A 24279-nucleotide genomic window follows, 5' to 3' on the forward strand; every position below is an offset into this window, starting at 1 on the left:
TACCCGGGTCACCAGGCGAGTCGTTCGGATCGCCCACGGGCGCCCGTCGCGGCGGACGCCGCGGCCCGGTGTCGGGATGCGGGAGCTGTCGCGCTTCGGCGGTACCATTGGCGGGTCCCCTCGGGCGCGGGTCCCGCACGCGAGGGGTCGTTTCATGTCCGGCCGGAAACCCGCACGCGTGGAGGAGCAGCCCAGAAGGTGACGTCAGCCGAACCCTCCGGATCCACCGCCGGCCCGAAACTCCAGCTCCGCGCCTGGCAGCGTCGTGCGCTGACCAAGTACCTGACGCAGAAGCCGAAGGACTTCCTCGCCGTGGCGACGCCGGGCGCCGGCAAGACGACGTTCGGCCTGCGTATCGCCCGCGAACTCCTCGACGACCGCACCGTCGACAAGATCACCGTGGTCGCCCCGACCGAACACCTCAAACACCAGTGGGCCGAGGCCGCCGCGCGGGTCGGGATCGCGCTCGACTCCCGGTTCACCAACGCCGCCGGACAGACCAGCTCGGACTTCCACGGCGTCGTCGTCACCTATGCACAGGTGGCCGCCCATCCGGCCCGGCACCGGGTGCGCACCGAGAACTATCGCACCCTGGTCATCCTCGACGAGATCCACCACGGTGGCGATGCCAAGTCGTGGGGCGAGGCGATCCGGGAGGCCTTCGACGACGCCGAGCGCCGGCTCCTGCTGACCGGTACACCCTTCCGCTCCGACGACTCGCCGATCCCGTTCGTCACCTACGAACCGGAGGCCGGCGGGCATCAGCGCTCCAAGGCCGACCACACCTACGGCTACGCCGACGCACTGAAGGACGGCGTCGTCCGTCCGGTCGTGTTCCTCGCCTACTCCGGTGAGGCCAGCTGGCGCGACAGCGCGGGCGAGGAGTACACCGCCCGGCTGGGTGAACCGCTCTCCGCGGAGCACACCACCCGCGCCTGGCGTACCGCGCTGGACGCCCACGGCGACTGGATTCCGGCGGTCCTCACCGCCGCACACACGCGGCTGGGCCAGCTCCGTGCGACCGGCACACCGGATGCGGGCGGGCTGGTCATCGCCACCGATCAGACCGCGGCCCGCGACTACGCCGAACTCCTCACCACCATCACCGGCAAGCCGCCGACGCTGGTGCTCTCCGACGACCCGAAGTCGTCGTCGAGGATCGGCCAGTTCGCCGCGTCCACCGACGAGTGGATGGTGGCGGTCCGCATGGTGTCCGAGGGTGTCGACGTCCCCCGCCTGGCCGTGGGTGTGTACGCCACCAGCTCGTCGACGCCGCTGTTCTTCGCCCAGGCCATCGGACGATTCGTGCGATCGCGTCGTCCGGGTGAGACCGCGAGCGTCTTCCTGCCGTCGGTCCCGGTGCTGCTCGACCTCGCCAGCCAGATGGAGGTCGAACGCGATCACGTGCTCGGCAAGCCGCACCGCGAGAGCGACGGCCTCGACGACCAATTGCTGATCGACGCCAACAAGCAGGAGGACGAGCCGGGGGAGGACGAGCCGAAGTTCCAGTCGCTGCATGCCGACGCCGAACTCGATCAGGTCATCTTCGACGGCACCTCGTTCGGCACGGCCGCGTTCGCCGGTAGCGACGAGGAGTCGGACTATCTGGGGTTGCCCGGGCTGCTCGATGCCGACCAGGTGCGTGCCCTCCTGCGCAAACGCCAGGAGGAACAGGTCACGGCGCGGACGGTCGCGTCGTCCTCGGAATCGTCGGCTGCCGAGCCGCCCACTCCCGGCCGGCCGGCGGGAACCACCGGCGAGAACCTGCACGCCCTGCGTAAGGAACTGAACACGCTCGTCGCAATGCATCATCACCGCACGGGCAAACCACACGGCATGGTGCACAACGAGTTGCGGACTCGGCTGGGCGGGCCGCCGACCGCGATGGCGAGCGCCGATCAGCTGAAGGAACGGATCGCCGCACTGCGCGAGTGGCGCTGATAGACACTGCGCGAGTGGCGCTGACAGAGGCTTCGCAGCGGCGCTGGTCGGGCGGGCCGGAACAGGCCCCGGACACGACAGAGCCCGGCCGGATTGTTCCGGCCGGGCTCTGTGCGCGTAGGGAAAGCCCGCGTTCGATCGTCGGAGGTGTCAGACCAGCTCGCCGGCGGATTCGACGACGGTGGCGCTCAACTCGACAAGGCGGGCCTCGTGCTCGTTGAAGTGGTGGCGGCAGAAGAGAAGTTCGCCGCCCTTGGGCAGGACGGCCCGTACCTTGGCTGCGGCGCCGCAGCGATCGCAGCGATCGGCGGCAGTGAGCGGCAGGTAGATCGGGGCTGTGGTGGCGATGTCAGTCATGGTTCGTTCCTCCGTCCCGGTCCGGCGCCGGGTGTCCGGTCGCCTTCCCTTCGAGCCGACACATCCGGGCGATGCGTCAACCTCACTCTGTCAGACGCTCGGGGCGTTCGTATTGTTCCGAGGGTGCTCTCGGTGTGTCGTCACTCACCGTTTACACCAGGCAACAACTGAACAACGATCGTCCGAACGCAATGCGACCCGGCCATGGGGCCGGGTCGCACCACTCTACGCGTTGTGCGCGGGACGAGTCGTTCGGTCAGCTCGTCCGCGTGGGGGTGTGTGTTCCGCTCGCACCCGCATCGGGTTCGGGTGCGGACTCGGCGGCCGGGATGTCCGACGTCGACGTTCCCTCGGAGCCGGGGCGTTCCGCGCCCTCGGCGCCCACGAGCGCCTCTTCCTGCTCCTCGCGGAAATGGGTGACCGCGTCGGAGGACTCGTTCTCCCGGTCGCGCAGGTACTCGCGGAGCGAGTAGGCGAACGCCGCGGCCCAGGCGATGGCGATCACGATGTAGAAGACGTTGCGCACCGAGCCGGGGGCGTCGATGAAGTCGCTCTTCAGCAGGCTGCGGGTGTTCGTGAGGACGATCAGGCCGCCGACCGAGGCGCCGAGCAGACGCGGCGGGATGTGACGCACGAGCCAGGCCGCGATCGGAGCGGCGATCACGCCGCCGACGAGGATGGCCGCGACCCATGCGAAGTTGATTCCCTGCGAACCGAGGCTGAACAGGAAGCCGAGGCTCGCGGCGACGGCGATGATGAACTCGCTCGTGTCGATCGAACCGATCACCTTGCGGGGCTCGAGACGGCCGCTGGCCAGGATGGCCGGGGTGCCGACCGGACCCCAACCGCCGCCACCGGTGGCGTCGACGAATCCGGCGACGAATCCGAGCGGGCTGAGGAATCGCTTGCGCAGCGGCTTGCCGAGGTTGTGGCGGGGGATGCCCTGGAAGGTGAACCGCACCAGGATGTAGAGCCCCAGCACCAGCAGGATCACGGCCATGACCGGCGCAGCGGTCTCGGTGGAGAGACTCGACAGGATCGTGGCGCCGAGGAAGGCGCCGATGGCTCCCGGGATCGCGATACGGCGCACGACGCGCCAGTCGACGTTCCCGAACTTCCAGTGCGAGACGCCGGAGACCAGCGTGGTGCCGATCTCGGCCAGGTGCACGGTGGCCGAGGCGGCAGCCGGGTTGGTGCCGATGGCGAGGAGGAGGGTCGTGGTGGTGACGCCATAAGCCATGCCGAGACTGCCGTCGACGAGCTGAGCAGCGAAGCCGACGAGGCCGATCAGGACAATCGTTCTCATAGTGGGTCTTTCCGGGAAGTCACGCCGTCAGGGACGTGACGAGGCTGGGGCAGGCACTCAGTGCCCGCGACGAAGTGGAACGCGGAGGAGGGGATCGCAGGTGGCGTTCTCGCCCTCGGGTGGGGTCTGTCGCGTCACAGACACAGCATCGATGCTGTGCGCAGCAGGTCGACGGTGGCACGACGCACCAGCATGGCGCCGCGTCTGCTCCCGGTCACTGCGTAAGTCACCGCGCCATCCTATGTAGTGCGTCCCCGAAAGCCCGAGAATCCGGTCGTGTCCAAATCGGAGCGCGCAGAACTATTGACAGATCGAAGTCGATGTGGATGGCAGAACGACATCGCCCCCGGAACCGCGAGGTTCCGGGGGCGATGAGGGTGCTGTCGTCACCGACTAGTCGAGATAGTCACGCAGGACCTGCGAGCGCGACGGGTGGCGCAGCTTGGACATCGTCTTCGACTCGATCTGACGGATGCGCTCGCGGGTCACCCCGTACACCTGCCCGATCTCGTCGAGGGTGCGGGGCTGGCCGTCGGTCAGTCCGAAGCGGAGGCGGACCACGCCGGCCTCACGTTCGGACAAGGTCTCGAGCACCGACTGCAGTTGATCCTGCAACAGCGTGAAGCTGACCGCGTCGACCGCGACGACGGCTTCGGAGTCCTCGATGAAGTCGCCGAGCTGGCTGTCGCCCTCATCGCCGATGGTCTGGTCCAGCGAGATGGGTTCCCGGGCGTACTGCTGGATCTCCAGCACCTTCTCCGGGGTGATGTCCATCTCCTTGGCGAGTTCTTCCGGCGTCGGCTCGCGGCCGAGGTCCTGGAGGAGTTCACGCTGGATGCGACCGAGCTTGTTGATGACCTCGACCATGTGCACCGGGATCCGGATGGTGCGGGCCTGGTCGGCCATGGCGCGGGTGATCGCCTGACGGATCCACCAGGTGGCATATGTCGAGAACTTGTAGCCCTTGGTGTAGTCGAACTTCTCGACCGCGCGGATCAGACCGAGGTTGCCCTCCTGGATGAGATCCAGGAACGCCATGCCGCGGCCCGTGTAGCGCTTGGCCAGCGACACGACGAGGCGCAGGTTCGCCTCGAGCAGGTGGTTCTTGGCGCGGTTGCCGTCGCGGGAGATCCAGTTCAGGTCACGCTTCTGGGCGGTGCTGAGCTTCTCGCCGGCATCCATGATGCGCCGAAGACGTTCGGTGGCGAACAGTCCGGCCTCGATGCGCTTGGCGAGTTCGACCTCTTCCTCGGCGTTGAGGAGGGCGACCTTGCCGATCTGCTTCAGGTACGCGCGGACACTGTCGGCGGAGGCGGTGAGCTCGGCGTCCTTGCGGGCCTGACGCAGCGCCTCGGACTCCTCTTCGTCCCAGACGAAGTCGCCGGACTTCGCGGCGGCGGCCTCGTCCTTGGACGCGGCCTTCGCGGCGGCCGGGGTTGCGCCGCCGGCGGCGGGCGCGGTCGCCTCCTCGGACTCGTCGTCGTCCTCCGACTCGTCCTCGGAGTCGTCGTCGTCGACCTCCAGATCGTCGTCGATCTCGACGTCCTCGAGTTCGGCGTCGGGACCGTCGATGTCGTCGATCGAGTCCGGGTCGTCGGGCTCGGCGTTCGGATCGTCGCCGGAACCCTCCGCGGACGCGGCCTTCTTGGCGGCCTTCTTCGGTGCCGCCTTCTTGGTGGCCTTCTTCGCCGGGGCCTTCTTGGCGGGGGCCTTGCGGGCGGCGGTCTTCTTCGCAGCCTTCTTGGCGGTTCGCTTCGCCGGGGCGTCGGTCGCGGCTGGGGTCGACTCCGTCGACTCGGCCTCTGCATCACCCTGGTGGGTCGTGATGGCTGCCACGTACAACCTTTCGAACTGTCTTCTGTGGTGTCTTCTGTCGTCTGTCACCAGACGCGACACGGCAGCATGAGCCGCCGTGGACGAGGTCTTGGTTTCTCGGTTGGAATGACCGGTGACGACCATTGTAACGACATCGCCGTCCCCGGTGTGTCAAAGCCCTGGTCACGCCCTGCGCGGCGTCACGTCTTCAGCCCCTGGGACACTGCCATGGCCGCACCCACGATGCCGGCGGTGTTCAACAGCGTCGCCGGTACCACGGGCGTCTTGTTGGTCAGCAGCGGAATCCACCTGTCGGACTTGCGGCTGATACCGCCGCCGGCGATGAAGAGATTCGGCCAGAACAGCGCCTCGTAGGTCTCGAGGACCTCGGAGACCTTCTCGGTCCACTTCTCGTACGACCAGCCCTTCTCCTCGCGGACACGCGAAGACGCCTGGTGCTCGGCCTCCTTCTTGCCGACCTGTAGGTGACCGAGCTCGGTGTTGGGCACGAGGGTGCCGTTGATCAGGATCGCCGACCCGATACCGGTTCCGAACGTCAGCAGCATCACGACCCCCGCGACGCCCTTGCCCGCGCCGTACGCGTCCTCGGCCATACCCGCGGCGTCGGCGTCGTTGAGGACCGACACCTGCCTACCGCCGAGGTGTCCGCTGAAGAGGTCGTAGACGTCGGTGCCGATCCAGGCCTTGTCGATGTTCGCCGCCGTGCGCATGATCCCGTCGGTCACGACCCCGGGGAGGGTGACACCCACCGGGCCGGTCCAGTCGAAATGCGCGACCACCTCGGCGACGCCCCGGGCCACGGCCTCGGGTGTCGCGGGCTGCGGGGTGAGCACCTTGAACCGTTCGCCGACGAGTTCACCGGTGTCGAGATCGACGATGCCGCCCTTGATCCCGGAACCGCCGACGTCGACCCCGAAACCGAGGTTCTTCGGAGGTGTCGGATCATCGGGGCCGGCGACATCGGAGTCGGACGATCCGGGGACGGACGTGTCGGTCATGGCGGGCTCCCTGTCCGGGTCGGTGTCTGAGGGTGGGGGCAATCCGAGACCAGCCTATTCACGCGACCGGCGCAACGCCCGTCATCGCAACGCATGTCGACACGATTCGACCACGCAGGGGGAGAGATCGGTCACCGCGATCGGTGGTGCGCACCGGCCATGTGCTCACATGGAGGGCGTGGATCAGACAATTCCGGTGGACGAGCTCGCCGCGGTCGCCGGCGCCGTGGCCCGGGAGGCCGCCGCGCACGTACGTCGCCGCCGGCCCGAATTGTTCGGTGCGACACCGGGACACGGCGAGCCGCCGCAGCCCGCCGCGGTGGATTCCACCGTGCAGCCCGTGTCGACGAAGTCGACGGTGCAGCCCGTGTCGACGAAGTCGACGGAAACCGATCCGGTCACCCTCGCCGACACCGAGACCGAACGCCTGATCCGCTCACTGCTCCGTGAGGCGCGCCCCGACGACGAGGTGCTGGGCGAGGAGGACGGCGGGAGCCGGGCGGTGCCTACCGGTGTCCGATGGGTGGTCGATCCGATCGACGGGACCGTCAACTTCATGTACGGCGTGCCGGCCTATGCGGTGTCCATCGCGGCCCAGGTCGACGGACAGTCGGTCGCCGGGGTCGTCGTCGACGTCGCCCGCGACGTCACGTACGGCGCGACCCTCGGCGGGGGAGCGTGGGCGGCGGACTCCGCCGGGGTACGCCGGCCGCTCCGCTGCAATCCGGTCGACAGGGCCGAACTGGCGCTCGTCGCAACGGGTTTCGGGTACGACGCGGCGCGCCGCCGGCAGCAGGGACGCATCGTCGCCGAACTGCTCCCTCGTGTCCGCGACGTCCGACGCATCGGCGCCGCGGCCCTCGACCTCTGCATGGTCGCGACCGGCGCGGTCGACGCCCACTACGAACACGGTCTGAGCCCGTGGGACTGGGCCGCCGGCGGGCTGATCGCCGCCGAGGCCGGCGCCGTCGTCCAGACTCCGCCACCGGATTCACGGGCCGACGAGGGTCACATCACCGTCGCTGTCGCGCCCGGGGTTGCCGACGAATTCCTCGCGCTGCTCGACGAATTCGACGCCCGCAGCCCGCTCACCTGACGGCCCTCCCGCGTCTCGCCATGGGGTCGGCGGCCGCCGCACGGCGTGCGGAGGTCAGCAGGGGGCGGAGTGCACGGCCTCGACGAGGACCGGGTCGACACCACTCGCCGGGTTCTTCGGATCCGCCGACCGCAGCGCCTCCAGGGCAGCCTGCGCGTCCTGCGACATCTCGCCACCCGAGTGGTGGACCCCGAGTGCGACGTCGACGGCCGTACCGCGCCGGCCGTCGTCGACCAGCTGGGCGCACGGGAACGCCAGCCACGTGGCCGCCGCCGCCGCGCGACCGGCCGGCCCGAACCGGATCTGTGCGACACAGTTGAGATCCCGATTGGGATAGACCGGGTCATCGGCGTACGGCGTGTCCGGCACCGGGCTGAACCCCTGCGCGGTCAGGTCGTCGGACACCGTGCGGGCCGCGCCTCGTTCGTCGGAGGCGTTGAGGACGCGGACGCCGAAGGTCGACAGCGGGGCCGGAGCGACTCCGAGCATCTCGTCCCGTCCGACGACGGTGAGGGTCGGCGGGGCCGGCGGAGGTGGCGCGCCCGCTTCCACCGACGTCGGCGGAGTCGGTTGATTGCACGCTGTCGGAACGGATTCGGACTCGCCGCCGCCCAGCGCAACCGCCCACACCACCACGCCGACGACCATCAGGACGACGACCGTGACGATCGCCGGTGCGTAGCGCCGCCGACGGTAGGGTCGGCCCTGCTCGTCGGTCGGATAGCCGACCGTAATCTTCGACACCACCGTGGACTGACTCCTCACTGGGCGTTGCGTGATCTCGGATCACTGTAGAGGGTGACCCCGCAGTGCCCCGCGAGCCTCGCCGGGAGCGGTACGACTGGGGTGTACCGGGGCATGGATCGGGCGCCGAACCGAAACTTACCGACGAGTTGGGTCCCGGGTATTGACCTTCGATAGCGTGTCGACTATGCTTCGGGCGCCCGCGCTTCCAGACCCGGGGTGCGCCCGATATGAAACCGTGATCGAAATCACGCAATACGTCTGATCCTCTGGTACGAATCTCGCCCGAGACGACGTTGCAGTGACCCCATCGGTAAGACAATCCCGGCGGAGTCGTGCGCAATAACACCGGGTGGCGACGCCAGCGCCGTCACCGTGAGCGCCCCTCACACTCTCGACAAGTTAGGCAAGGAATGGCTACAGATTACGACGCGCCACGACGGACGGAGACCGAGGACCTCAACGAGGACTCGCTCGAAGAACTGAAGGCTCGACGCAGCGAGGCGCAGTCCTCGGCAGTGGATGTCGACGAGAGTGATACCGCGGAGTCCTTCGAACTCCCGGGCGCCGATCTCTCGGGCGAGGAACTGTCCGTGCGTGTCATCCCCAAGCAGGCCGACGAGTTCACCTGTACCAGCTGCTTTCTCGTCTACCACCGCAGCCGGTTGGCCGAGGAGAACGGAAGCTCGCTCATCTGCGTCGACTGCGCGTGAGATGAACTGAGTCCAGCTGTCACAGCTGATGAAGGGGGCCGACGCCGAATACGGCGCGGCCCCTTCGTCGTGTCTCGGGTAGGAAGTCGTGCCCGGGTCAGGCGGTGGGTGCGGGACGGTCGGCCGCGGCGTCGTCGACGCCCAGTGCCGCGAGGAGTTCGGCGGGCCGACGTGTCGAGACCAGCCAATACGGTGTCGGGTCGTCGGGGTCGTCGAGCACGATGAGGACCATCGTCTTCACCCAGGAGCGGTGCACGAGATAGGCCGCCGGGTCGAGCTGCCGCCCGAGTGCGGCGCTCTTCGCGGTCGCCGGGACCGTCGCCGCCCGCGCGACGACGGCGCGCGGCAGGACCGCACGGTGGGCATGCAGCTCCCGATCCGCGGTCACCCGGATGCGAGTACGGCTCATCGACCACAGCATCACGACGCACAGCACGCCGGTGGCCACGTATCCGATGACGCTCCAGGCGCTCCCGCGCGCCGACAGCTGGATCTCGTAGCCCACCACGCCGGTGAGGACCACGGCTGCCCACCACCACCACCACGGCACGTACAGGCGCTCGTCGAACAGATCGGCGGTCGAGTCGGTGACGCCGGCGTTCCGCCCGGTGGGTGCGGGGGAGGCGTCCGAGGGTCCTCCGGGGCGCTCGGGCGAATGATCTGCGGTCACGTGACCAGCGTAGTCTGCCTGCGTGGCCTCAGATCTCCCCCCTGCGCACCCCGCTGACCCGGCGCCGATCGCGCTCCGACGCCTCGATCCCGACCTACCGCTGCCGACCAGGGCGCACCCAGGGGATGCGGGGGTCGATCTCTATTCGACGATCGATCTCGAACTGCCCGCCGGACGCCGTCAACTCGTCGGGACCGGGATCGCCGTGGCGTTGCCGATCGGCACCGTGGGGCTGATCCACCCGAGGTCGGGACTGGCCGCCCGGGCCGGCCTGTCGGTCGTGAACACCCCCGGCACCATCGACGCGGGCTATCGCGGGGAGATCAAGGTCTGTCTGATCAACCATGATCCGGAGCAGACGATCTCCATCTCGCGGGGCGACCGCATAGCCCAGCTGATCGTGCAGCGCGTCGAGCTGCCCGACTTCGTCGAGGTCGACGAACTCGACGACACCGCACGCGGCGACGGCGGGTACGGATCGAGCGGGGGATCGGCGATTCTCGCCTGACCTCTGCGGCGAACTGTCGCCCGGGGCTCTCCCCGACGGGAGTCGATTAGTGTTTCCCGTGTGTCCGGCGGATCGTTGTCGCCGGCGGTGACGAACGAGGAGTGACGCGATGGCACAGGACGGATCAGAGGAGCTGCGGGTCGGTCAGGCGCGCGGCCCCTACGACATCGACGCACTGGCGACCCGGCCGCAAGAGCTCGAGAACTCCCATCTGGACCTCGGATCGGTGCTGGTCCCGGTGGTCGAGGGCGGACAGGTCACCGTCGAGATGTCCGAGGCCCACCAGCCGCAGAACGTGTATCTGGTGACCCCCATCGGCCGGATCTCGGTGAGCGCCTTCGCCGCACCCAAGTCCCCCGGGATGTGGCGTGAGGTGGTCCGTGAGCTGGCCGCTTCCCTCCGCGACGACGGCGCGGCCACGAGTGTCGAAGACGGGCACTGGGGGCGTGAGGTGGTCGCCGAGACGGACGGTGCGACCCACCGGTTCATCGGGGTCGACGGCCCGCGCTGGCTCGTCCGATGCGTGGGCAGCGGACCCACCGAGCATGCGGACGACCTCGCACGGTTGAGCCGCGCCGTACTGGCCGAGACGGTGGTCCGACGCGGGTCCGAGCCGTTCCCCCCGCGGGATCCGCTGCCCGTCGTGTTGCCGCCGGTGCTCGCCGAGCAGGTCGCGGCCGCCCAGCAGCAGATGTTCGCCGGCCCCCCGGCCGGACAAGAATCCCCGGACCCCTCCGCCCAGAACCCCACCGCACAGGACGCGGGCCCGGGTGCCGCGACCACCGAGGACGCGACCGACGATTCGGTACCCGTTGCCGGGGGTGCGCTCGATCAGGTAGCCCACGCCACCGTCTACGGGGAGAACGCCTACCGCGACGAGCCGGAGGCGGCCGCCGCCCCGGAAGTGGAGTCCGCGGCTCCCGCCGATCCCGAGGTCGACGAGGAGCCGTTGCCGCCGTCGTCGGGCTCGGCGATGCAGCGCTTCCGCCGCCGCCGCTGAAGCTCCGGCCACACCGGGCTCCGATCACCCCGGCGGGTCGGTGAGTTCGACAAGCCCGGCCCGGAGCTCGTCTCCCAGCACACCCGGATCGTGGCCCCAGTCGTCGAGCGTGATCTCGACGAGGGTCGATCGCGGTGCGGCAGCATGCCATTCGCGGGCGACGGCGACGGGGTGGATCGGATCGTCGGCGGCCGCGACGATGGCCAGCGGCACCGTGAGCCCGGCGATCTCGGCCGGCGTCGGCGCCCGATGGCGAGCCGCCTCGTGCAACATGCCGGCGAGGCCCGGGTGCAGACGCCGCCACGACCGGGTCAGTTCCGCGGCCAGCCAGGCCGGGCTGCTGCTCGCCATCGCCGCGATGGTCGCCTCGAGTCCGTCGCGTTCGAGCGCCTCGGCGGTGGCGCCGGCACTCGCTGCCGCGGGTGCCGAGTCGGCGTCGCCGCTCCATGCCGGCAGCGCGGCGAGCACCCCGACGCAGCGTCGGTCGGTGTCGCGCAGGGCCCACTCGAGCGCGATCGCGGCCCCGATCGACACGCCGCCCACCAGGATCGAGCGGTGGGCTCCGGCGGCCCGTTCCAGTCCGCGGAGGTGGCCGTCGATCAGCGGCGTCGTCGGGTCCAGCGCGATGAGCTCGACCCCCAGGTCAGCTGCGGCGCGCTGAAAGGAACGGGTGACGTGATCGGCGTCGGAGCCCGTTCCGGGGATGCCGACCAGAGCTGTCGGGCGAGGGCGGTGCGGACCGTCGGTGCCAGGCATCAGGGCATCATCCCCTAGTGGTGTGTCTCGAAAAGAGGCGGCCGGTATCCGGTGGAGCGATCGGTGGTCTGGCAAGGCGGAGGATGGAGGGATAGCGGAGCTATCTCGACCGACGACAACGCGGCCAGGCGCCGATCGAACGGCGGAGGCCAGTCGCCTGTTTCTGAGACACACCACTAAGGTGTCCCGAGGCCCCCGCGCAGACCTGGACAGCGGGGGTCCGGCGACCACGGAATGGCCCCGCGGTCGCCGACGTTGTCACTGGCCGAGGCCGAGGTCTACGCTGGCGGGCAGGTCACCGATCACTCGTTCGGCGACCCACGGACACCGCTCTCTACAGCCCTGCGGTGCCGGCCGAAATCCATTGGGAGGGTCGAGATGCCCACTGCCGGCTATCTCAAACGACTGACCCGTCGGCTGACCGAAGATCTCGGTGACGCCGACGCAGAGAAGATCGCCGAGGAATCCAAGGCGACAGGTGCCCAGCGCGCATCCGAGTGCTGCCGCGGTGACGAGGTCACCATGCACGGCGAACTGCGTGCGGTCGAGACCTGTTCGCGCTCGGCCAAGGCGGGGGTGAAGGCCGAGTTCTTCGACGGCTCCGACATCGTGATGCTGAAGTGGCTGGGCCGTAACCGCATCACCGGCATCGAGCCCGGCCGCAAGGTCACCGTCCGGGGCCGGCTCGCCGAGCAGGACGGCCACAAGGTGATCTACAACCCTTATTACGAGTTGCACGGCGTCGACGAGTGACCGGTCCGGTCCCCGAGCATCCGGCCTCGAGACAGCCGGACGCCGAACCGTCGGCACCCGGACAGTCAGCACCCGAGCGGACGGCGCCCACGGTCCTCGAACAGATCGGTGGCGTCTCCGGCCTGGTCTATTCGACGGTGCCCGTGGTGGTGTTCGTCCCCGTCAACTCCTTCTTCGACCTCCGGACCGCCATCTACGCGGCCCTCGGCGTGGCGGCGCTGCTCTTCGTCGTACGGCTCGTGCGCCGCGAACCCCTGACCCCCGCGATCTCGGGTCTGCTCGGCGTCGCCATCTGCGTCTTCATCGCCGACCGGGTGGGGGATGCCAAGGGCTACTTCCTCTTCGGGATCTGGAGCACCCTCGTCTATGCGATCGTGTTCGCCGTCTCGATCCTGGTGCGGTGGCCCCTCATCGGGGTGGCCTGGCATCTGATCAACGGCGAGGGTTCGGGCTGGCGCAAGCAGCGGTCCATCCTCCGCGCCTACGACATCGCCACCGCACTGTGGGCGGTGCTCTTCGCGGCGCGCTACCTCACGCAGTCGGAACTGTACGACGACGGGGCCACCGGGTGGCTGGCGTTCGCGCGCATCGCGATGGGGTGGCCGCTGACCGCGCTCGTGGTGCTCGCGACGATCCTCCTGGTCCGCCGGGCGCAGCGAGCCGAGGCGGCGCGCGCCGGCACCCCGCCGGACGCGGACGTCACCGCGCGATCTGCATAGCCTCATAGAGGGCGGGTTCGGCCTCGGTGGGCGCGATGAAGACCAGTTCGTCGCCGCCCTCGATGGGGTCGTCGCGCTGCGGGACGATGACGCGGCCGCCGCGCAGGATCGCGACGAGCGCGGCGTCGCGCGGCAGTTCCAGCTTCCGGACGGGCTTGCCGGCGAGGGCAGTGTTCGACGGCAGGGTGAGTTCGACGAGGTTGGCCTGCCCCTGACGGAACGTCATCAGCCGGACCAGATCGCCGACGGACACCGCCTCCTCGACCAGGGAGGCGAGCAGGCGCGGGGTCGAGACGGCGACGTCGACGCCCCAGTCCTCGCCGAACAGCCACTCGTTACGCGGGTCGTTGACGCGGGCGACGACCCGGTTGACGGCGAACTCGGTCTTCGCGAGCAGGCTCACGACGAGGTTGGCCTTGTCGTCGCCGGTCGCGGCGATCATGACGTCGTAGGTCTGTAGTTGCGCCTCTTCGAGATTGGCGAGTTCACACGCGTCGGCGAGCACCCAGCCCGCGCCGACGACCGCGTCGGTGTCGATGTGGCCGGCGTTGCGCTCGAAGAGCGTGACCTCGTGGGCGTTCACCAGCAGTTCGCGGGCGATCGAGCGCCCGACCGCGCCGGCTCCGGCGATGGCGACCTTCACTTCGGGACTCCTTCGGCCCGGGTCATCCGGACTCGTTCTGGGTGAACGGCCGCGCAGCGACGCCGCGGGCGTTCTTGAGGTTGTCGAGCATGACCGCTCCGTAGACCACATCATCTTGTTGCAGAACGGTTTTCGCCTCGGGGAGAACCGGACGTCCGACACGGCTGAGGAAGGCCACCCGCGCGCCGGTCTGCTCCTGGAACTTGCCGACCGAGATCCCGATCCACGAGTCGTCGACGTCGATCTGGGCGATCGCCAGCGAACCCGACGGGTCGCGCCACTCCATCGTCGTCGTCTCGCCGAGCGCCGAGACGAATCGCTCGGTCGTCCAGGGGACGGTCGCCACCGTGGGGATGCCGAGTCGCTCGTACACCTCGGCGCGCTTGGCGTCGTAGATCCGGGCGACGACGCGCTCGACGTCGAAGTTCTCGCGGGCCACTCGCGCCGAGATGATGTTCGAGTTGTCCCCGGAGGACACCGCGGCGAACGCGTCGGCGTGCTCGATGCCCGCCTTGACGAGGATCTCGCGGTCGAACCCGACCCCGGTGATCGTGCGGCCCGCGAAGTCGGGACTCAGCCGCACGAACGCGCTCGGATCCCGATCGATGATCGCGACGTCGTGTCCGCGCTTCTGCATCGACATCGCGAGCGCGGATCCGACCCGCCCGCAACCCATGATGACCACCTGCACGGCATTCCTCTCCACACGCGGCTCGTCTGCCGCGAGTCGAACCTACCCGCCTCGGCGCCAACGCTCTAGGGTTGCCTGGTGTCCACCGTCTCCAAGGTGTCCGTCGCGACGAAACGCCTCCTGCTCGGCAGGCCTTTCCGCAGCGACACGCTCGGTCACACGCTGCTGCCCAAGCGGATAGCCCTGCCGGTGTTCGCCTCCGACGCGATGAGCTCGGTGGCGTACGCGCCGCAGGAGATCTTCCTGGTCCTGTCCGTCGCCGGCATCAGCGCGCTGGCGTTCACGCCCTGGGTGGCGATCGCCGTCGCCGTCGTCATGGCCGTGGTCGTCGCGAGCTACCGCCAGAACGTGCACGCCTATCCCTCGGGTGGCGGCGACTACGAGGTCGCGACCGTCAATCTCGGTCCCAACGCGGGCCTGACCGTCGGCAGCGCTCTGCTCGTCGACTACGTGCTCACGGTGGCGGTGTCGGTCACGTCGGCGGCGGAGAACATCGGTTCGGCGATCCCGTTCGTGGAAGAGCACAAGGTGTGGTTCTGCGTCGGCGCGATCATGCTGCTCGCCGCGGTCAACCTGCGTGGCATCAAGGAGTCCGGGGCCGTGCTCGCGATCCCGACCTACGGGTTCATCATCGGTGTCCTGGGCATGCTCATCTGGGGGTTCACCGAGATCTACGTGCTCGGTCAGGACATCCATTCCGAGACCGCCGACTTCGGCATCGTGCCCGAACAGGACAACCTCACCGGGCTGGCGCTGATCTTCCTCGTCGCCCGGTCGTTCTCCTCGGGCTGTGCGGCGCTCACCGGGGTGGAGGCCATCAGCAACGGGGTGCCGGCCTTCCGGAAACCGAAGTCGCGCAACGCCGCGACGACACTGCTGCTGCTGGGCGCGTTCTCCATCACCCTGCTGATGGGCATCGTGCTGCTGGCGGAGAAGATCGGCGCGAAGTACGTGATGAACCCGGAGCAGGACCTCATCGGGGCGCCGGAGGGTTACCAGCAGAAGGCCATGATCGCCCAGCTGGCCCATGCCGTCTTCGACTCGTTCCCGCCGGCCTTCTTCTTCGTCGCCACCGTCACCGCGCTGATCCTGCTGCTGGCCGCCAACACGGCGTTCAACGGTTTCCCGGTGCTCGGCTCGGTACTCGCGCAGGACCGCTACCTGCCGCGCCAGTTGCACACCCGAGGCGACCGCCTGGCGTTCAGCAACGGCATCCTCTTCCTCGCGATCGCCGCGATCGTCTTCGTCGTCGCGTTCGGGGCGCAGGTGACAGCGCTGATCCAGCTCTACATCGTCGGCGTGTTCGTGTCGTTCACCCTGAGCCAGACCGGCATGGTGCGGCACTGGACCCGCCTGCTGCGTACCGAGACCGACCCGAGCGCGCGGCGTCGGATGATGCAGTCCCGGGTGGTCAACACGGTCGGCTTGGTGATGACCGCGACCGTCCTGGTCGTCGTCCTGATCACCAAGTTCACCGAGGGTGCCTACATCGCGGTGATCGCGATGGTCTCGCTGTTCGTGATCATGAAACTCATCCATCACCACTACGCGTCGGTGCAGCGCGAACTCGACCGCGCCGAGGACGACGACGAGGCCGTCCTGCCCAGCCGCACGCATTCGATCGTGCTCGTGTCCAGCCTGCACATGGCGTCCAAGCGGGCCCTGCGGTATGCGCGGGCCACCCGTCCGGACGTCCTGGAGGCGATCACGGTCAACGTCGACGACCGCGACACCCGCAAGCTCGTCTCGGAGTGGGAGGCCAGTGACATCACGGTCCCGCTGAAGGTCATCGCCTCGCCCTATCGCGAGATCACCCGGCCCGTCATCGAATACGTGCGCCGGGTGCGGCGTGAGTCGCCGCGCGACGTCGTGACCGTGTTCATCCCGGAGTATGTCGTCGGGCACTGGTGGGAGCAGATCCTGCACAACCAGTCGGCGCTGCGCCTCAAGGGCCGGCTGCTGTTCGAGCCCGGCGTGATGGTGACCTCGGTGCCGTGGCAGCTCACCTCGTCGGACCGGCGCAAGGAAGACCGCGCGTACTGGGCGCCGGGGGAGACCCGTCGTGCGCTCGGCGAACCCGAACGGCGACCGTGAGCGGCCCGGCAACACCGCGCCGGGTCGAGGTGACCGTCGACCGTCCGGCCAACGGCGGTGAGTCCGTGGGCCGCGCCGACGGCCGCGTCGTGTTCGTCCGCGGGGCGATCCCCGGCGAACGGGTGGTCGCCGACATCACCGACGACCGGCACGACTCGTACTGGCGGGCTGAGGTGGCGGAGGTGCTCGACGCCTCGCCGCACCGGGTGGCGCCGCGGTGTCCGGCGGCTGCGGCCGGGGCCGGGTGCTGTGACCTCGCGCACGTGACGCCCGACCATGCGCGGGACCTGAAACAGGCTGTGCTGCTCGATGTCCTGGATCGCGTGGGTCGTCTACCGGGCGAGATCGTGGCCGGCACCGAGCTGGCGACCGACGGCGTGCGGCGTCTCGTTGACGCCGAGGTGGGGTGGCGAATCCGGACCCGCCTGGCCGTGGACGGCCGGGGGCGCCCGGGGCAGTCGGCGTTCCGCGGCCGCGGCGTCGTCACCGAGGCCTGCGTCCAGCCCGCCCCGGGAATGCTCGACGGACTCGCCGACCGCGGTTTCACCACGCACTCCGAACTCGCCGTCGTGCTCGACGCCGACGGCGCGCGCCACATCACCGAACTCGCGCCCGTGGCGGAGCCGCGCCGGGGCCGCGCCGACAGCCGGCGCCGGGCGCAGCAGAACCGCGCTCGGCACGCACGGCCCCGTGCCCAGCGGGTCGTCGAAGGTGGGGCGACGGCCGTCCAGCGGGTCGGCGGGCGGTCGTGGGACATTCCCGTCTCGGGATTCTGGCAGGCGCACCGCGACGCGCCGCGGGCCTACGCCGAGACCGTCGTCGACTTCGTCGGTGCGCATCTCGGGGGACCGCCACGCGTGGCGTGGGATCTGTACGGCGGGGCAGGGGTGTTCGCGGGCGCACTGCTCGACGGCCCGGCCGGTGCGCCGGACACGGTGCACATCGTCGATTCGGATCCGGCCGCACTCGACGCCGCCGAGCGGGCCTTCGCCGGCGACGGCGATCGGGTGCACACCCATCGCGGGGAGGTCGCGGCCCGGATCACGGACCTCACCGCGCGGCCGGACGTCGTCGTCCTCGATCCCCCGCGTACCGGAGCCGGGGAACGGGTGATCGGGGCGATCGCCGACGCCCGGCCCGGCATCGTGGTCCACGTGGGCTGCGACGCCGCCCGATTCGCACGTGATCTCGGATACTTCGCCGCACGCGGATTCCGTGTCGTCGACATACGCGGTTTCGACGCTTTCCCGCTGACACACCACGTGGAGGCGGTGGCCTGCCTCATTCCGGCCGCCGACGGGTGAGCGGGGCGCGCTCGCGAGGTCCGGGTCCCGACGCGTCGGCCATCCGTCGATCGGGCTCGCGACGAATGCTTCCGTAGACTGACCAGACATGTGCCGGACGTTCTCCGGCTCGACAGCCGACCTGGCGTCTCGCCGGTGATGGAGGAAACGATGGGTGTGCTCGACCGGATCAGCTCGCCGGCCGATCTCCGGCCGCTGTCGGACGAGGAGATGCAGGTCCTCTCGGCCGAGATCCGGACGTTCCTGATCGAGAAGGTCGCCGCCACGGGCGGACATCTCGGACCGAACCTCGGAGTCGTCGAGTTGACGCTCGGCATCCACCGCGTCTTCGACTCGCCTTCGGATCCGATCCTGTTCGACACCGGCCACCAGTCCTACGTCCACAAGATCGTCACCGGACGCAAGGACGGCTTCGATCAGCTGCGCCAGCGCGGCGGGCTCACCGGCTACCAGGAGCGCGCGGAGTCCGACCACGACTGGGTGGAGTCCTCGCACGCGTCGGCGGCGCTGTCGTATGCGGACGGGCTCGCGAAGTCCTTCGAACTGACCGGTCAGCCGGATCGCACGGTGGTCGCGGTGGTGGGCGACGGCGCCCTGACCGGCGGTATGTGCTGGGAGGCCATCAACAACATCGCCGCCTGCAACCGCCGGGTCGTCATCGTCGTCAACGACAACGGTCGGTCGTATGCGCCGACGATCGGCGGACTCGCGAGCCACCTGTCGGGGCTGCGCCTGCAGCCCGGGTACGAGAAGTTCCTCGACGAGGGTCGTCGCGTCGTCAAGCAGGTGCCCGTCGTCGGGGAGCCGGCATACGCCGTCCTGCACGGGATGAAGAGCGGGCTCAAGGACCTCCTGGCCCCGCAGGCGATGTTCACCGATCTCGGACTGAAGTACGTCGGGCCCGTCGACGGTCACGACATCGACGCGGTCGAGTCGGCGCTGCGGCAGGCCCGCGACTTCGGCGGCCCGGTGATCGTGCACACCGTGACCCGCAAGGGCATGGGCTACGCCCACGCCGAGAACCACGTCGCCGACCTCATGCACGCGACCGGCATCATCGACCCGATCACCGGCCGGCCCACCAGCGTCTCACCCCAGGACTGGACCGCCGTGTTCTCCGCCGCACTGCTCGACGCCGGCGCCAACCGTCCCGACGTCGTCGCGATCACCGCGGCGATGCCCGGACCGACGGGCCTCACCCCCTTCGGCGAACGCTACCCGGACCGTATGTTCGACGTCGGCATCGCCGAACAGCATGCGATGACCTCGGCGGCCGGACTCGCGCTCGGCGGACTGCATCCGGTTGTCGCGATCTACTCGACGTTCCTCAACCGCGCGTTCGATCAGCTGCTGATGGACGTCGCGCTGCTGAGGCAGCCGGTGACGCTCGTCCTCGACCGTTCCGGCATCACCGGACCCGATGGCCCCAGCCACCACGGCATGTGGGATCTCTCGCTGATGGCGATGGTGCCCGGCCTGCGGGTCGCCGCACCCCGTGACGCCGTCCGGCTGCGCGAGGAGTTCGACGAGGCACTCGGCGTCGCCGACGGCCCCACGGCCCTCCGATTCTCCAAAGGTGCTGTCCCCGAAGACATCCGCGCGGTCGAGCGGCTCGACGACGGTGTCGACGTGCTGCACCGGACGGACCGGGACCTCGGTCCGGCGGGCGGCGATGTGCTCATCGTCGCGGTCGGTGCCTTCTGCGGGCTGGCCGTCGACACCGCCGAACGCCTGGCCCGTCAGGGAATCGATGCGACGGTCGTGGATCCGCGCTGGGTACTGCCGGTGCCCACCTCGGTGGTCGAGGTCGCGCGCCGCCACCGGCTCGTCGTGACGCTCGAGGACGGGTGCACCAGCGGCGGCGTCGGTTCCGCGGTCGCCGCCGCGCTGTCGGCGGCAGAGGTTTTGGTACCGGTACAGATCAAGGGCATCCCGCAGGAGTTCATCGCGCACGCCTCGCGCACCGAGATCCTGGCCGATCTCGGATTGACCGCGCAGGACCTCGCTCGGTCGATCACCGCGACGGTCTCGGGCATGCAGGCCGGTCCCGGCCTGGACCGGGCGATCGAGAACACGCCCGATCCGGCCGAGAGCCGTGTCGAGGACTGACGTCCCGTTTGACCGATGCCGCCGCTGGGCATTTTCTCCGTGTGAACGACGAGCACGGTTCCGCGGGCGGGGATTTCCGGGGCACGCCGGCGCCGACCCTCGGGGTCGAGGAGGAGTTCGTCCTCGTCGACCGGGAGACCGGACGGCCGGTCGGGAGCAACCGCGAGGTCGCGGCCGCGGCATCCGCGCGCGGCCTCGACCTCGAGTTGGAACTCACCTCGTCGCAGGTGGAGATCGCCACGCCGACCGCGGCGACGAGTCAGGAGATCGGCGACCACCTGCACCGGCTGCGGGGCATCCTGGCGGCGGCCGCCGACGACGTGGGCGTCGACGTGGTCGCCTGCGGGGTGCCGCCACGCGTGCCCGAGTCGTTTCCGGTGACCGACACCGGCCGCTACCGGGCGATCGCCGCGCGGTACGGCATGCTGGCACACGAACAGGGCATCAGCGGCTGTCACGTCCACGTGGGTGTCCCGGACACCGACACCGCCGTCGCGGTGTGCAATCGCCTGCGCCCGTGGCTACCGATAATGCTTGCGCTGTCGGCGAACTCGGCGATCTATCGCGACGCCGACTCCGGCCACGCCAGTTGGCGCTCGGTGCTCTGGTCGCGATGGCCGGCGGCGGGACCGCCACCGCACCTGCGCTCGGCCGAACACTTCGCCGAGACGGTCGAACTCCTCGTGGCCACGGGCACGATCCTGGACCCGCACATGCTGTACTGGGACGCCCGGCCGTCGGATCATCTGCCCACGGTCGAGGTGCGGGTCGGGGACGTGCAGATGCGGGTGGAGGAGACGCAGACCTTCGCCACCCTCGTCCGTGCGGCGGTGATGACCGCCCTCGACGACCTGCGCGCGGAGGACCGGCGGTTCCCGGCCGCGGACCTCGATCCGGCGTTGCTGTCGGCCGCGTACTGGATCGCCGCCCACGACGGCGTCGACGGGCGTGCGCTCGATCCGACGACCGGCGCGTTGGTGCCGGTCTGGACGCGAGTCGAACAGCTGCTCACCGTGGTCGCGCCGGCGCTGGACCGACTCGGTGAGCGGGACGGCGTCGTACAGACGCTGGACCGGCTGCGTCTGCAGGGCAACGGAGCCACTCGGCAGCGGCGCCTCTTCGAGGAGTCCGGATCGGCTCTCGCCGTGGTCCGGGCCGCGACGTTGCACCCGCCTGGCTGACGACGGCCGCCTGCCCTTCGTGGGGCTCGTCGCTAGGCGCTCCTCGCACCTCAGTACCAGCGGCCTGACGGCCGTCCTGGACTACGAAAGAAACCTGTGTGCTCGCGGCGAGCCCTACTACTGCTCCCTGAGGAGGCCGGAGCTTGCGGAGGCCGTCACGAAGGGTCCTGGTGAGATGCGTCGCGAACCCTTCGTGGCTCGTCGCTGGCGCTCCTCGCACCTCAGGGAGCGGAGGAAGGGGGTCGCTTGCACCCCACAGACCAGCGGTTTGGTGGTTCCTCGGATTAGGGTGCAGAGGGGTCAGGTCGGCCCCGATCGACTCAGCGCAGTGTCGCCAGGTTCGAGATCGACTTGTGCACATCGGATTCCAGGATCTTGGCGACAAGCCTGCCGACCGAGCCGTTGAGCAGACCGCCGGACAGTTCGGCCGACAGATCGAAGTGCGAGCCGTCGGCGATCTCGTCGACCTTCATCGCCAGATCGATGTTCACCCCGCCGCGGCCGGTTCCCGACAGTGCGATGAGCCGCGGCTCGTCGTAGTCGGTGACGGTCCAATGGATCACGTTGCGGAAGCCCTTGACCTTGATGAGGGAGGAGATGGTGGTGCCCTCGGCGATCGTGTCGGGGACCGGCGAGCGCCACCCGCCGAAGATGGTCATCCACTCGTCGAAGCGCGAGAGGTTGCTGGCGAGCGCCCATGCTGCGCTCGGTTCGAGGTCGGAGTCGATGCCGACGGAGACTGTGGCCACGGAACTGCTCCCATCGCGGAAGGTGGTGTGCACACCGGAGGTGACTTCCCGGTGGCTCGCGTACTCGGGTGATGGCATTCGGGTCGTGACCCCCGAATGTACGCGAAGGTCGGCGCCACAGCGCGATGGCCGGGGGTCTCGTCGGGCTGGGCGATCTACTCGGCGGCCGCCGTCGGCCCTGGTCGGGCGGCGTCGAGGAGGGCCTCGGTCAGGGCCTCCACACAGAGCGTCCGCTGCCACGTGCGGGCGCCGGCGGCGGCCAGATGTGCATCGAGCGCCTCGGTCGTGATCGGTTCCGGCAACCCGTCCCAGCACAACTGTCGCACCACATCGGGTGCGAGGAGGTTCTCCACCGGCAGGGTGTGGTCTTCGGCGATCTGTTTGAGCACCGGCCGGACCGCCTGCAGCCGCGCCGCGGCCTCCGGATTGCGCTGATCCCACCGGCTCACCGGGGGCAGGCCCGGTCCGGTCGACTTCCGCGAGGGCAGCTTGTTGTCGGGGATCTCGCGCGCCCGCTGCAGCGCGGACATCCAGATCCCGGCCTGACGGCGCTGACGCGGGCCGCCGAAGACCGGCAGCTTGGTGAGTTCGGCGATGGACTGGGGGTTCACGGTCGCGGCGTTGACGATGGCGGTGTCGGGCAGGACACGTCCGGGCGCGACATCCCGACGCTGCGCCAGTTCCTCACGCGCAGTCCACAATTCGCGGACCGCGGCGAGGGCGCGGGTGGACTTGACGGTGTGCACGTTCGACGTCTTGCGCCACCGGTCGGTGCGCGGCGGTGCCGGTGGCCGGCCCAGGACGTACGCGAATTCCTCTCGCGCCCAGCCGTCCTTGCCCGCCTCTGCGAGTGCGGCGTCCATGGCGTCGCGCAATTCGACGAGGACCTCGACGTCGAGCGCGGCGTAGTTCAGCCATTCGTCGGGCAGCGGGCGGCGCGACCAGTCGGCGGCGCCGTGTCCCTTGAGGAGTCCCAGCCCGAGGAACTCCGCCACCATCGCGGCGAGGTTGACCTTCGCCAGGCCGAGGAGGCGTCCGGCCAGCTCGGTGTCGTACAGCTCGACGCACTCGAAACCGAGTTCGCGGAGGCACGGGAGGTCCTGATCGGCCGCGTGCAGCACCCATTCTGGTCCGCGCATCGCGTCGATGACGGGCGCCAGCGCGCCGGGATCACCGATCGGGTCCAGCAGGAAGCTCCCTGATCCGCGTCGTTTGATCTGGATCAGATAGGCGCGTTGCGAGTACCGGTAGCCCGACGCGCGTTCGGTGTCGACGGCGATCGGCCCGTCGCCGGCGGCCAGAGCGGCTGCCGCGTCGGCGAATTCGCTGGCGGTCGCCAGTACCGGGGGCACGCCGTCGGCCGGCCGGAGCAGCGGGGTGACCTCCGGCGCGGGGTCCGGCTCGATCGGGTTCTCGGCCGCATCCCCGGGGGCGGAGTCGTTCACGTCGCGCCGAGTTCGGTGACCCCGACCGGCGGGAGGCCGGCGGCGGAGGCGAGGACGTCGCAGAACGCCTCGAGGTGGTGGTTCAGGCCGTCCGAACTCAGGGCGGTCCACGAGGCGCGCACCTCGAGCTGATGTGCGCGCGGAGGTCCGGCGATGTCGCCGTACCGGACCGACGTCGTGGAGGTGACGGTGCCGCCGAGCGCGGTCACCTCGACGCGGTGGGCGGAACCGTCGGGCGTGGCGGTCGCGCCCACCGGGACGCCGAGGGCGTCGCTGAGCCAGCTCCAGGCCACCTCGGGCAGCAGCGGATCCATGGCCAGGGCGGCCTCCACCTCCGCCTGGAGGAACGCGACGAGGCGCATGGTGCCGTTCCACGCGTCCTGTCCGGCGGGATCGAACAGCAGGATGAGGCGCCCGAACGCGCTGCCCTGCGAATCCGTGGGCACCACGTCGAGGTCCTCGGGCGGGCGCACCTCGGCACCGACGGCGTAGCTGTACGGCGCCAGGCGCTGCGGCGGCCGGATCGGTCCGACCTCGATCTCGCGGCGCACCCGGGCAGCATGCAGCGACTCCACCGCCGCGCGGAAATCAGCAGGCTCGTCCGGAGCTCCCGAAGAGGTCACCGTTCGACCGTAGGGCTGGGGTGCCCGGCCACGGCGGAGGCGC

Annotated in this window: 23 protein-coding genes; 11 read left to right on the plus strand and 12 right to left on the minus strand. The window is 69.7% G+C overall.

Going from position 1 to position 24279, the window contains the following annotated elements; all coding sequences use genetic code 11:
- The first annotated feature begins 198 nt into the window (after positions 1-198).
- Entirely contained in the window at positions 199-1941 is a 1743-nt protein-coding gene (locus FFS52_RS02655; RefSeq protein WP_137808733.1) for a DEAD/DEAH box helicase, read from the plus strand.
- Between the two features lie 150 nt (positions 1942-2091).
- On the opposite strand, the gene FFS52_RS02660 is transcribed toward FFS52_RS02655, so the two are convergent.
- From FFS52_RS02660 to ppgK, 4 genes are all read right to left on the minus strand, one after another.
- Positions 2092-2298, minus strand: coding sequence for a hypothetical protein (locus FFS52_RS02660; RefSeq protein WP_004018852.1), 207 nt, complete (start codon positions 2296-2298; stop codon positions 2092-2094).
- Positions 2299-2554: 256 nt separating this feature from the next.
- A complete protein-coding gene (locus FFS52_RS02665; protein ID WP_137808734.1) occupies positions 2555-3604 on the minus strand; it encodes a sulfite exporter TauE/SafE family protein in 1050 nt (349 codons plus the stop codon).
- Between the two features lie 393 nt (positions 3605-3997).
- On the minus strand, positions 3998-5563 hold the full coding sequence (locus FFS52_RS02670; protein WP_137808735.1) for an RNA polymerase sigma factor: 1566 nt from the start codon (positions 5561-5563) through the stop codon (positions 3998-4000).
- A gap of 56 nt (positions 5564-5619) precedes the next feature.
- A complete protein-coding gene (ppgK, locus tag FFS52_RS02675) occupies positions 5620-6438 on the minus strand; it encodes a polyphosphate--glucose phosphotransferase (RefSeq protein WP_137808736.1) in 819 nt (272 codons plus the stop codon).
- Between the two features lie 169 nt (positions 6439-6607).
- Here ppgK and FFS52_RS02680 point away from each other — a divergent pair, with 169 nt between their 5' ends.
- A complete protein-coding gene (locus tag FFS52_RS02680; protein ID WP_137808737.1) occupies positions 6608-7534 on the plus strand; it encodes an inositol monophosphatase family protein in 927 nt (308 codons plus the stop codon).
- A 54-nt stretch (positions 7535-7588) separates the two neighbouring features.
- Here the strand turns inward: FFS52_RS02680 and cei are convergent, their stop codons facing one another.
- Positions 7589-8281 carry an envelope integrity protein Cei gene (gene cei, locus FFS52_RS02685; protein ID WP_065628895.1) on the minus strand — a complete coding sequence of 231 codons (693 nt, stop codon included), beginning with the start codon at positions 8279-8281 and terminating at the stop codon, positions 7589-7591.
- 410 nt (positions 8282-8691) lie between these two features.
- On the opposite strand from cei, the gene FFS52_RS02690 reads away from it, so the two are divergent.
- On the plus strand, positions 8692-8991 hold the full coding sequence (locus FFS52_RS02690) for a DUF4193 domain-containing protein (protein ID WP_004018846.1): 300 nt from the start codon (positions 8692-8694) through the stop codon (positions 8989-8991).
- 97 nt (positions 8992-9088) lie between these two features.
- Here the strand turns inward: FFS52_RS02690 and FFS52_RS02695 are convergent, their stop codons facing one another.
- Complete coding sequence (locus tag FFS52_RS02695; RefSeq protein ID WP_137808738.1) at positions 9089-9661, minus strand: DUF3093 domain-containing protein; 573 nt, start codon at positions 9659-9661, stop codon at positions 9089-9091.
- A 22-nt stretch (positions 9662-9683) separates the two neighbouring features.
- Between FFS52_RS02695 and dut the strand changes: the two genes are divergently transcribed.
- Together dut and FFS52_RS02705 are read left to right on the plus strand one after the other, a co-directional pair.
- The gene (gene dut, locus FFS52_RS02700; protein ID WP_065628893.1) at positions 9684-10169 is read left to right on the plus strand and encodes a dUTP diphosphatase; all 486 of its coding nucleotides are present in this window, start codon (positions 9684-9686) and stop codon (positions 10167-10169) included.
- 109 nt (positions 10170-10278) lie between these two features.
- The gene (locus FFS52_RS02705) at positions 10279-11169 is read left to right on the plus strand and encodes a DUF3710 domain-containing protein (protein WP_137808739.1); all 891 of its coding nucleotides are present in this window, start codon (positions 10279-10281) and stop codon (positions 11167-11169) included.
- A gap of 24 nt (positions 11170-11193) precedes the next feature.
- Here the strand turns inward: FFS52_RS02705 and FFS52_RS02710 are convergent, their stop codons facing one another.
- Complete coding sequence (locus FFS52_RS02710) at positions 11194-11925, minus strand: alpha/beta hydrolase (protein WP_137808740.1); 732 nt, start codon at positions 11923-11925, stop codon at positions 11194-11196.
- Between the two features lie 378 nt (positions 11926-12303).
- On the opposite strand from FFS52_RS02710, the gene FFS52_RS02715 reads away from it, so the two are divergent.
- The gene (locus tag FFS52_RS02715; RefSeq protein ID WP_004018839.1) at positions 12304-12678 is read left to right on the plus strand and encodes an OB-fold nucleic acid binding domain-containing protein; all 375 of its coding nucleotides are present in this window, start codon (positions 12304-12306) and stop codon (positions 12676-12678) included.
- Between the two features lie 104 nt (positions 12679-12782).
- The gene (locus tag FFS52_RS02720) at positions 12783-13397 is read left to right on the plus strand and encodes a DUF3159 domain-containing protein (RefSeq protein ID WP_091344242.1); all 615 of its coding nucleotides are present in this window, start codon (positions 12783-12785) and stop codon (positions 13395-13397) included.
- Here FFS52_RS02720 and FFS52_RS02725 read toward each other — a convergent pair.
- Positions 13378-14040: a TrkA family potassium uptake protein gene (locus FFS52_RS02725; RefSeq protein ID WP_137808742.1), complete on the minus strand. Its 663-nt coding sequence runs from the start codon at positions 14038-14040 to the stop codon at positions 13378-13380. The two genes, FFS52_RS02720 and FFS52_RS02725, sit on opposite strands and share 20 nt — an antisense overlap.
- A 22-nt stretch (positions 14041-14062) precedes the next feature.
- Positions 14063-14731: a TrkA family potassium uptake protein gene (locus FFS52_RS02730; RefSeq protein WP_137808832.1), complete on the minus strand. Its 669-nt coding sequence runs from the start codon at positions 14729-14731 to the stop codon at positions 14063-14065.
- Positions 14732-14809: 78 nt separating this feature from the next.
- On the opposite strand from FFS52_RS02730, the gene FFS52_RS02735 reads away from it, so the two are divergent.
- From FFS52_RS02735 to FFS52_RS02750, 4 genes are all read left to right on the plus strand, one after another.
- Positions 14810-16825 (plus strand): APC family permease, encoded by a 2016-nt coding sequence (locus FFS52_RS02735; RefSeq protein ID WP_137808743.1) that lies wholly within the window; start codon positions 14810-14812, stop codon positions 16823-16825.
- Positions 16822-18129, plus strand: coding sequence for a TRAM domain-containing protein (locus FFS52_RS02740; protein ID WP_137808744.1), 1308 nt, complete (start codon positions 16822-16824; stop codon positions 18127-18129). The genes FFS52_RS02735 and FFS52_RS02740 overlap by 4 nt, the downstream gene beginning before the upstream one ends.
- A gap of 150 nt (positions 18130-18279) precedes the next feature.
- Complete coding sequence (gene dxs, locus FFS52_RS02745; RefSeq protein WP_137808745.1) at positions 18280-20238, plus strand: 1-deoxy-D-xylulose-5-phosphate synthase; 1959 nt, start codon at positions 18280-18282, stop codon at positions 20236-20238.
- Between the two features lie 41 nt (positions 20239-20279).
- Positions 20280-21419, plus strand: a complete 1140-nt coding sequence (locus tag FFS52_RS02750) for a glutamate--cysteine ligase (RefSeq protein ID WP_249356395.1) — start codon at positions 20280-20282, stop codon at positions 21417-21419.
- A gap of 320 nt (positions 21420-21739) precedes the next feature.
- On the opposite strand, the gene FFS52_RS02755 is transcribed toward FFS52_RS02750, so the two are convergent.
- The 3 genes from FFS52_RS02755 to FFS52_RS02765 form a co-directional block, all read right to left on the minus strand.
- Entirely contained in the window at positions 21740-22168 is a 429-nt protein-coding gene (locus FFS52_RS02755) for an SRPBCC family protein (RefSeq protein WP_068969826.1), read from the minus strand.
- 155 nt (positions 22169-22323) lie between these two features.
- The gene (locus FFS52_RS02760; RefSeq protein WP_137808747.1) at positions 22324-23613 is read right to left on the minus strand and encodes an HRDC domain-containing protein; all 1290 of its coding nucleotides are present in this window, start codon (positions 23611-23613) and stop codon (positions 22324-22326) included.
- The gene (locus FFS52_RS02765) at positions 23610-24236 is read right to left on the minus strand and encodes a DUF3000 domain-containing protein (RefSeq protein ID WP_137808748.1); all 627 of its coding nucleotides are present in this window, start codon (positions 24234-24236) and stop codon (positions 23610-23612) included. The genes FFS52_RS02760 and FFS52_RS02765 overlap by 4 nt, the downstream gene beginning before the upstream one ends.
- Positions 24237-24279 lie beyond the last annotated feature (43 nt).

Source organism: Gordonia sp. ALPHA1B1 (assembly GCF_005502615.1).
Classification (GTDB): domain Bacteria; phylum Actinomycetota; class Actinomycetes; order Mycobacteriales; family Mycobacteriaceae; genus Gordonia; species Gordonia hongkongensis.

What these genes read in the sequence shown, in the direction of transcription:
- dxs (WP_137808745.1), top strand. Translation starts at nt 18,280, where the DNA reads ATGGGTGTGCTCGACCGGATCAGCTCGCCGGCCGATCTCCGGCCGCTG.
- FFS52_RS02670 (WP_137808735.1), bottom strand. Translation starts at nt 5,563, where the DNA reads ATGGTCGTCACCGGTCATTCCAACCGAGAAACCAAGACCTCGTCCACG.
- FFS52_RS02660 (WP_004018852.1), bottom strand. Translation starts at nt 2,298, where the DNA reads ATGACTGACATCGCCACCACAGCCCCGATCTACCTGCCGCTCACTGCC.
- FFS52_RS02715 (WP_004018839.1), top strand. Translation starts at nt 12,304, where the DNA reads ATGCCCACTGCCGGCTATCTCAAACGACTGACCCGTCGGCTGACCGAA.
- FFS52_RS02690 (WP_004018846.1), top strand. Translation starts at nt 8,692, where the DNA reads ATGGCTACAGATTACGACGCGCCACGACGGACGGAGACCGAGGACCTC.
- FFS52_RS02710 (WP_137808740.1), bottom strand. Translation starts at nt 11,925, where the DNA reads ATGCCTGGCACCGACGGTCCGCACCGCCCTCGCCCGACAGCTCTGGTC.
- FFS52_RS02705 (WP_137808739.1), top strand. Translation starts at nt 10,279, where the DNA reads ATGGCACAGGACGGATCAGAGGAGCTGCGGGTCGGTCAGGCGCGCGGC.
- ppgK (WP_137808736.1), bottom strand. Translation starts at nt 6,438, where the DNA reads ATGACCGACACGTCCGTCCCCGGATCGTCCGACTCCGATGTCGCCGGC.
- FFS52_RS02665 (WP_137808734.1), bottom strand. Translation starts at nt 3,604, where the DNA reads ATGAGAACGATTGTCCTGATCGGCCTCGTCGGCTTCGCTGCTCAGCTC.
- FFS52_RS02680 (WP_137808737.1), top strand. Translation starts at nt 6,608, where the DNA reads ATGGAGGGCGTGGATCAGACAATTCCGGTGGACGAGCTCGCCGCGGTC.